We start from the raw sequence: 5,420 nt of genomic DNA, 5'->3' as shown, positions 1-5,420 counted from the left end.
TCACCTCGCCCAAGCAACTCAAGCTCAAATCATTGACTGCTTAGCCAAGCGCGATGAAACTGGCTTGTACGCAGAAGGATTGGCTCTCTATCATATGGGACATCCAGATACTGCTAAAGTCATTCTCCATCAAGCAGCCTTAGTCGCCCAAAAGCTCAAAAATACTGTTTTTTATCGGCAAATATCTTTTACGATCGAGGCACTCGGCATGGAATAGGCTTGATAGCTCTAGGCTTTAGGTGAGCCAATCTAGCTAATTTAAGTATGAGTAGTACATTAACAGCCTAAAAGATCGTGTAAATACTGAACCGGTTTGGCTGTGAGCTAGTTAAGATCGATTCAATACTTTGTATTGATTTGCAATCTGCTAACTCACACTACAGATTTCCCGATGCGATAAATAAATTGTGAAGTTTGGATCTGGAGCTGAATACGATGCCCAGTAGCAAATCGCATTAGATTGAATTTATTGACCGAGCATACGATAACTAAACTGATTTCTTGAGGCACTCCGGTTATGTCGAAACCATCATCTTCTTCCACTACTCCAGAGTTTGCCACTCAAAATGATTACTCAGATATTTTGGGTACGGCGATGCCTTCCCCACCAGCGGCGGTAGATTCAGCCAAGTTGTCAGCTCCAGCTCAGCCTCAAGCTGCTAAGACTCGATCGCCATTATTTAGAGATCCGTGGAGTGACTCTGGCGAGTTAGAAGTACCACAGGCACAACCGTTGCAAATCGAAGCTGAAGATCCGTGGGCGAGCGACACATCGCCGACACCACAGCGGTTTCAAGCACCAGCTCGCCAGCCAGTAGCGGCTAAAGTTAATTCGTCAGTCGGCGCGACGCAGCAGCCAAAACAGCCCACACAGCCCACACAGCCCACACAGCCAAAGCAGCCCATACAGTCAAAACAGCCCACACCAACGCTCGAAACGCCTGCTAAAGCCGCCCAGATCGACACAAGTGCGCCCTCAGTTACTGGCAAAGATTTAGCACTCAAATACTGCGATCGCGCCAAAAAAGCCCTCGCAGCCAAAGACTATGCCCAAGCGAGATCGGCGTATAAAATCGCGATCGAATGGGATCCGACACTCGCGATCGCGCACAGCGGTGCTGCCGAAATTTGCTATGAGATCCAAGATTATGAAGGTGCGCTCTCAGCTTGGGATCTGGCGATTAAGTGCGATCCGACTCAACTTGATTTTTACTACCAGCGTGCTTTAGTTCATAAGATTTTCAAAAATTACTATCAAGTTCTTGCAGATTGTCGCTACGTGCTCGAACGCGATCCCGAGCGATCCTCTGTCCGGTGGCTGAATGCAGTTGCCCTAGTCAAGATCGAAAATTATCAGGTAGCTTTAGCGAGTCTCGATCGCCATGTCAAAGACTTTCCCCGAGATCCTAATGGTTACTGTTATCGTGGCATCTGTTACGAAAGACTGGATCTACTCCCGCAAGCATTAGTCGATCTCGATAAAGCGATTGCCATTCAGTCGGGACAGCCAGTTTTTCACCACGCACGCGGACGCACGCGCCAAAAGCTAGGTGACTTTGCAGGTGCTCTAGCTGATTTCGACATCACGATCGATCGCAAGCCGCAAGCAACAGTCTACGACGATCGGGCGGAGACACACCGCTGTCTGGGCAACTGTACCGCAGCACTAGCGGATGACGATCGGGCGATCGAACTCAACCCAAAATTTATCAATGCTTATTTCCGCCGAGGCTTAATTTATACCGAACTAGGTAATCTCGATGATGCCTTGACTAATTATAGTATGGCGATCGATCTGGACTCAGAACATACTAATGCCCTCATTCAGCGGAGTTGGACGTATTTCCGCAAGCATGAATATCAACGTACCAAACGCGATTGCCAGTCAGTTAAGGCAATCGATAAGTTCTGCTTTTGGGCAAATTATCTGATCGGAGTAGTCGATAGTTTGTCAGGATTGCATCATAGTGCGATTAAGAATTTTAGTCGGGCAATCGAGTTATCGCCTAACTACGTTTCGGCTCGATATCATCGGGGCATCGTGTATCACGAACTTGGAGAGCGTGCTAAAGCAATGGCAGATTTCGAGCACGCTCGATCGATCCAGGATCGCGGCTTGGAACGATTAGTCGATCGCGATGAAACTGGCTTCTATGCCGAGGGTTTGGCTTTGTATCAGATGGGTCAATCGGAAGCCGCGCGGACGGTACTAATTTTAGGTGCTTTATCTGCCAAACGCTTTAACAATCCTCGCTTCCATCAGTTGCTACAATCTAAAATCGAGGAATTGGGCATGGCTTCCGGCGAAATGATGAGCGAGTCCAATTCTTGCGATCTCAGCGGTCAATACTCGTAAGAGGATGTTTGAAAAGTTATTTTTGACACTCGCAGTTGGTATGAATCCCCCTAAATCCCCCTTAAAAAGGGGGACTAAGAATCCGGTTCCCCCTTTTTAAGGGGGCTAGGGGGATTTGCTAAGGTTTAGGCGTAAAATAAGGGATCGATCGCCTGCTTTCGCAATCCGGTCTATTTGATAAACTTCAAAACTCTAGACTGATTCATTTGCGAGGAAAATGAGAATAAGCGAGTTCTACTCCAGTTTCGCCCTTTTACCGTTACCCGGTACCGTCCAAAAAAAGCACGGGTTGAAAATTGACCATTCCGATTGGTATTCCCACTCTTCTGAGTCCACCATTGGCGAAAAATTAGCTCCTGATAAACCTTTGCAGCCAGTTTTGGTCTAAAGCTGCTGTCAAAAATAGCTGCCTGGGGTACCCAATGAGCCTTTTCCCAGAATCCCCACATCAGAATTCCTTTAACCTGCGGATGAGCAAAAGCAATTTGATATACATTTAGCAGATTCTGGGCTTGTTCCTGCTCGGTAGCTGTCTGTGTCGAAAATTCTGTAATCTTAATTGGTAAATTAAATTGTGCTAGGGTATCTAGACTGTGTTGAATTTGAGCTGGTGCGACCGTTTCTTTGAGAATATGTGCCTGAATACCAATCCCACCAACCGGGACTCCTTGCGCCAACAACGAACGGATCTGTCGCACATAGTCATCGAGTCTTTTGCCATTCAAGATGTCATAATCATTGACATATAATACTGCACTCGGATCGGCTGCATGGCATCGTTGGAACATTGTTTTGACAATATCTGCTCCTAAACGCTGTCTAAAAAAATCACCGTGTAGCATCTCATTAAGGACATCATATTCCCGAATTCGCCCTCGATACCGTCCGCAAATTTCTGTCGCCCGACGCTCGACAGCAGATCGCAGATCTTGCGGCGAGAGGGATTTGAGCCAAGTTGGATTCCATTGCTCCACCTCCCAGAAAATTGTATGTCCGCGTAATGGTAGAGAATTGGCTTTGCTCCAGCTTAAAATTCGATCTGCGTCTGCATAACTAAGTTGTCCCCGCTGTGGCTCCATTGCATCCCACTTGAGCGCATTCTCATGTACAGTGGCATTAAAAAGTTGTTTAGCAAGCTGAAGATATCGAGATCGATCGGTGGGATCGTTACCTGGAGCAAACATCTGAGTGCTGAGTGCTGTGCCAAATTCAAATTCATGGGTGACTTGCTCGATTTTGACTTCTACACCACCGATTGGCTGCTGCTGAGAGTTAACAACCTCAATAACGATATTTCCCATCCGGGTCTGAGCAATTTGTTTCGCCAATTTAAGCTGATTGGCTTGGATGAAGGATAAAGGAGTAGGCGCTTTTGCAAAAAATATACTCATACTTTGACCTTGGCTCACCCAAAGTGTAGTCACGATTAATCCCAGCAGTAAATATCGTCCAAATTTAAGCATTGCCCGATAGCTTAGTGGATAGTGAATAGTTTTTTAGTGAATAGTTTTTTAGTGAATAGTGGATAGTGAATAGTGTTTTAGTGAATAATGGATAGGAAAATGACATCCGCTATGGCTTCCCCTAAAACCTAAAGCCTAAAGCCTAATACCTAATTCCTAATTCCTAATACCTAAAGCCCAAAGCCCAAAGCCTAATGCCTACTCAGTCGTAGCGATTGAGTAGTGATTTTGCTTGAACGATGGAGGAGATCATCGCCAAGAAAGAGTCTAGACTACCAGGCTGCTTGCGCTGTTTCCACCAAGTCATTTCGGTATACAGCACCTCAACCAACTTACGCTGTTGTTCGATCTCAAGCTGGACAAATTGCAGTGCAACCCCGATCTCACCCTTCTTCTTCATGTGAGAACGGACGATCTCAGCTTGCACAGAAAAGTCATGCTCTATAAATGTTACCTCGACGTGCGACGTGTCAAGGGCAACCTCTGGCTCGATTATTATCACCTTAGCTCCGCTTTCGGAGAGGTTTTGAGTATATCCCCACAAAACTCGATCTGTAGCTGTAATCTTGCAAATTGTTTGGAGCGGGAAGCGATCCATCGTGCGCCGAATTGGCAGATCGATCGCCGATAAAACCGCTATCCCCGCTAGTAGCGCATTATAGAGCAGCCAAAATATTAGTACAGCCGCGCTCTCATCAAACGTTAACCAAACTCCAAGCTGTACGCCAATCAGACGCACTCCGATAATTAATCCCGACAATGCTAACAGCATAATCAGTGGCCATGTCCGATTGAAATTGTAATTTTTTCGGTCTGCCTTAATCCCCTTACGGGTAGCTTGGCTGGCTTTGGCAAAAGGAGTGCGAACGATCAGCCACAATCGCCTGAGTGCTGGAAAACAAAAGATTGTTTCATACACTTCGTTCCAGAAGTAAGAGACTCGGTAGTCTGTTGCCCAACCATAAACGACAATATGCAGCAACCAGAAGGGCAGGAAGTAGTAGATCACTTCAGGTAGGGTGGCGATAAAAGGTGAAATTCCCAGGTAGGCACTGCACAAAGGTGCTAGTAGAAAAACAACTCGTAATACTGGTTGAAAGCAATAGATCAATTGCGATACGCTGTAGCTTTTTTGAATCCAGTTTAGTTTTGACCAAATTGGAATGTCCTTGCCACAAAAGTAAACCTGAAAATTTCCTTGTAACCAGCGAAGTCGCTGATCGATAAAATCTGTATAGGTTCGAGTTGATTCTCCTGTGCTCAGAACTTCATTCAGGTAAATCAGCCGAAAGCCCTGTGTTAACATTTTCAACGATGTTTGAAAGTCCTCAACGCAGCATCGAGTATAGTAGCCACCAACGGCATCGAGACAACTTCGTCGCACAACATAAGAACTGCCGCAACAAATTACACTATTTCCCGCATCTCGGTTTGATTGTAGTAATCCATAAAAATCCTTTGCTGTCTTTAACCGAAGTTGATATATTAGCCGGTGTATAATAAACGCCATTGTAATTAAATGCATCCGTATTTTGATTGAATGCAAATCCAGCATCCAGTTGTAATCCTTTGTTCAATAATTTGAACACGACAGCATCATG

At 45.7% G+C, this 5,420-nt stretch carries 4 protein-coding genes and 1 pseudogene; 2 read left to right on the top strand and 3 right to left on the bottom strand.

Annotated features, from left to right (window positions below):
* The coding region (locus RMO52_RS22035) for a hypothetical protein (protein ID WP_310418587.1) at positions 1-217 on the top strand (217 nt) is incomplete at its 5' end.
* A 300-nt stretch (positions 218-517) separates the two neighbouring features.
* Entirely contained in the window at positions 518-2,356 is a 1,839-nt protein-coding gene (locus tag RMO52_RS22030; protein ID WP_310418585.1) for a tetratricopeptide repeat protein, read from the top strand.
* A 170-nt stretch (positions 2,357-2,526) separates the two neighbouring features.
* On the opposite strand, the gene RMO52_RS22025 is transcribed toward RMO52_RS22030, so the two are convergent.
* The 3 genes and pseudogenes from RMO52_RS22025 to RMO52_RS22015 all read right to left on the bottom strand — a co-directional run.
* On the bottom strand, positions 2,527-3,747 hold the full coding sequence (locus tag RMO52_RS22025; RefSeq protein WP_310418582.1) for an endo-1,4-beta-xylanase: 1,221 nt from the start codon (positions 3,745-3,747) through the stop codon (positions 2,527-2,529).
* 274 nt (positions 3,748-4,021) lie between these two features.
* A complete protein-coding gene (locus RMO52_RS22020; RefSeq protein WP_310418590.1) occupies positions 4,022-5,227 on the bottom strand; it encodes a PilZ domain-containing protein in 1,206 nt (401 codons plus the stop codon).
* A 4-nt stretch (positions 5,228-5,231) separates the two neighbouring features.
* Positions 5,232-5,420: pseudogene (locus RMO52_RS22015) on the bottom strand (hypothetical protein); the annotation flags it as partial.

Origin of the sequence: Chamaesiphon sp. OTE_8_metabat_110 (assembly GCF_031382685.1) — a bacterium.
Classification (GTDB): Bacteria; Cyanobacteriota; Cyanobacteriia; order Cyanobacteriales; family Chamaesiphonaceae; genus Chamaesiphon.
Note: the sequence above shows the minus strand (reverse complement) of the source record. Positions and strands in the feature narration are given on the sequence as shown.